Origin of the sequence: Thermotoga sp., from assembly GCF_021162145.1 — a bacterium.
Lineage (GTDB): Bacteria > Thermotogota > Thermotogae > Thermotogales > Thermotogaceae > Thermotoga.
Genome location: NZ_JAGGZH010000052.1, coordinates 1 through 3585 on the forward strand (window position 1 = coordinate 1; position 3585 = coordinate 3585).

A 3585-nucleotide genomic window follows, 5' to 3' on the forward strand; every position below is an offset into this window, starting at 1 on the left:
TGGAGATACCGAGTGGTGCTCGAGTTGTTCTAGGAAATAGAAAAATAGAACCTCACAGCTTGGTTGTCTGGGAAGAAACATAAGGAGGCGAGTGGATGGAGACATTGATAGAAGGGAAAAACCTGAAGGCCTACTATGTTCTGGAATTCTGGGGTAAAAGAAGAACGATAAAAGCCGTGGACAACGTGAGTTTGAAGATCTTTTCAGGCGAGATCTACGGTATAGCAGGCGAATCCGGTTGCGGAAAATCTACACTCTTGAAGACCCTGCTCGCAAATCTCGAGCCTCCCCTGAGGCTATTCGGCGGCGAACTGAATTACTGGCTCGACAGCGAACCTGTGAACATTGTATCACTAAAAGAAGAAGAGAGAAGGCACCTGAGATGGCGCTTCATCTCCTACATTCCCCAGGGTTCCATGCACGTTTTGAACCCGGTGAAGCGTATAAAGGACACATTCATGGAAATTCTGAAGAGTCATGTGAGAAGACAGAAAGAAGCGTTTCTCGAAATGGCGATCGAACACTTAAAAGCTTTGGGGCTTCCTTCCAGAGTGCTGGATATGTTTCCTCATCAGCTTTCCGGTGGAATGAGACAGCGTGTTACTATAGCACTTGCCACTCTCTTGAAACCTCGTGTCATCCTTGCCGACGAACCGACAACTGCTTTGGATGTAGTAGCACAGCGTGCTGTCATACAGCTCATAAAGAGAATTCAAAAAGAGCTGAAGAACACAATTGTTTTGGTGACGCACGACATGGGTATACATGCTCAGGTTACAACAAGAATGGCAATCATGTATGCGGGAAAGATCATGGAAGAGGGTCCAACGCTCGAGATCTTTAAGGAGCCTCTTCATCCTTACACGAGATACCTCATACAATCGCTTCCCAGAGTGGGAGACAAGCAGTTGAGAGAAGGAATACCAGGATCTCCTCCGTCTCTTGTTTCACCTCCGTCAGGTTGCAGATTTCATCCAAGATGTCCGTTTGCAACAGATCGGTGTCGTAAAGAAGAACCACAAATTCTGGAGGTAAAGCCAAATCATAGAGTAGCATGTTTCCTTATGGAGGTGTAGGGTATGCGCTACGAATGGGAAAATCCTCAGCTTGTCAGTTCTGGAACAGAAAAACCTCATGCAACTTTCATACCTTACTTTGATCCATTCAAGGGAAAATGGGAGTATCCGAAAGACTTTCTGTCTCTCAATGGAAACTGGAAGTTCTTCTTTGCAAAGAATCCTTTTGAAGTTCCTGAAGGTTTCTTTCTGGAGGATTTTGACGAAGCAAGCTGGGATGAGATAGAGGTTCCAAGCAACTGGGAATTTAAAGGCTATGGCAAGCCTATCTACACGAATGTGGTCTATCCATTCGAAACAAATCCTCCTCTCGTTCCAAGAGATGACAACCCCACGGGGATTTACAGGAAATGGATAGAAATACCAGAGAGTTGGCTTGAAAAGGAAATTTTCCTCCATTTTGAAGGTGTGCGATCGTTCTTTTACCTGTGGATAAACGAAAAGAAGATCGGTTTCAGTAAAGATAGCTGCACACCTGCAGAGTTCAGGGTAACAGATTACCTAAGAGCTGGAAGAAATCTGATCACTGTTGAAGTCTTAAAGTGGAGTGATGGAAGTTACCTGGAAGATCAGGACATGTGGTGGTTTGCAGGAATTTACAGAGACGTTTATCTATACACCCTTCCTAAATTCCATGTGAGGGATGTTTTTATTAGAACAGACTTGGATGAGAACTACAAAAATGGAAAGCTCTTTGCAGATGTGGAGTTCAGAAATCTTGGAGAAGAGAGCGAAAAGAATTTTGAACTTGTGCTCATCGATCCGGATGGAAAGACAACAACCTTGGTGAAAGAACGAGTGAAACCGAAAGACAGTGTTCTCTCGTTTGTTTTTGATATAGAAAATCCAAAGAAGTGGTCTGCAGAAAAACCGCACCTTTATGTTCTAAAGGTGAAACTGGGCGAAGACGAAAAGAAAATCAACTTTGGATTCAGAAAAGTGGAGATAAAAGACGGAACACTTCTTCTGAATGGAAAACCTCTTTACATTAAAGGAGTGAACAGACACGAGTTCGACCCGGACAGAGGCCATGCGGTGACTGTGGAGAGAATGGTAGAGGACATAAAACTCATGAAACAGCACAACATAAACACGGTGCGTACCTCTCATTATCCAAATCAGACAAAGTGGTACGATCTGTGCGATTATTATGGGCTTTATGTCATAGATGAAGCAAACATTGAATCACATGGGGTCGGTTGGGATTTGGAAACAACGCTGGCTAATAAGCCCGAGTGGGAGAAGGCACATCTTGACAGAATCCAAAGAATGGTAGAGCGTGACAAGAATCATCCTTCTGTTATCTTCTGGTCGCTTGGAAATGAAGCAGGAGACGGAATAAACTTTGAGAAGGCCGCACTTTGGATAAAATCCAGAGACAACACAAGACTTATTCATTACGAGGGAGCAACACTGAGAGGAGAAAACTACTATCCAGATGTCTTTTCACGCATGTATCCCAAGATAGACACTCTGCTTGAATACGCTTCAAAGAAACAAGAAAAACCTTTCATCATGTGTGAGTACGCTCACGCCATGGGAAACAGTGTAGGGAATTTGAAAGATTACTGGGATGTGATAGAAAGGTATCCCTACCTTCATGGTGGATGTATCTGGGATTGGGTAGATCAGGGAATAAAGAAAGTAGATGAACAGGGTAGAGAGTTCTGGGCGTATGGAGGAGACTTTGGAGATGAGCCAAATGACAAAAACTTCTGTTGTAACGGGGTCGTCCTTCCAGACAGAACACCGGAACCGGAACTCCTTGAAGTAAAAAAGGTCTATCAGAATATAAAAGTCCGGCAGTTGACAAAATCTCTCTATGAAATAGAAAATCACTACCTGTTCACAGATCTTGAAGAATTCGATGGAATCTGGAAAATAAGAAGAGACGGAGAAGTAATAAAGGAAGAACGTTTTAAACTTTCTCTCGCACCAAGTGAAAAAACAACAATAAAGATAGACCTTCCTGAAATGGACAGTGCAGAATACTTCCTTGAAATTGAGTTTGCTCTTTCCAGAGATACACTCTGGGCAAAGAAGGGACATGTTGTCGCCTTCGAGCAGTTCCAGCTGAAACCTGCCGAGATGGAGAAAGAATCCGTTGAAGACGATGTGTCAGTCTCTGAGAACGGCTCTCACATTGAGATCAAAGCAAAAGAGATAAAGTTTGTATTTTCAAAACTTTCCGGATTTCTTGAACAGATCATTCACAGGGATAGAAATCTCCTTGTAAGCCCTGTTAAACCGAACTTCTGGAGAGTTCCTATCGACAATGACATTGGAAACAGAATGCCAGAAAGATTAGCTGTGTGGAAAAAAGCATCGTACAATCAGCAACTTCACAAAATGTCCTGGAAAAAAGAAAACGGAAAAGTTTTTGTCCAGAGTGTTTACCAGGTTCCGGGGAACTCCTGGGTTTACCTTACCTACACAATCTTCGGAAATGGAGACGTTCTGGTTGATTTTGCTTTGATCCCAGGAGAAAGCGTGCCGGAAATTCCAAGAA

At 43.3% G+C, this 3585-nt stretch carries 2 protein-coding genes; both read left to right on the forward strand.

Annotation, left to right across the window (positions count from 1 at the left end; translation table 11 throughout):
* Positions 1–95 precede the first annotated feature (95 nt).
* Positions 96–1076: an ABC transporter ATP-binding protein gene (locus tag J7K79_RS03965; protein WP_296905404.1), complete on the forward strand. Its 981-nt coding sequence runs from the start codon at positions 96–98 to the stop codon at positions 1074–1076.
* A 3-nt stretch (positions 1077–1079) separates the two neighbouring features.
* Positions 1080–3585, forward strand: a 2506-nt coding sequence (locus tag J7K79_RS03970; protein ID WP_296905406.1) for a glycoside hydrolase family 2 TIM barrel-domain containing protein, incomplete at its 3' end; no start/stop codon positions are given.

Coding starts and splice junctions, on each gene's coding strand:
- J7K79_RS03965 (WP_296905404.1), top strand. CDS start 96: ATGGAGACATTGATAGAAGGGAAAAACCTGAAGGCCTACTATGTTCTG.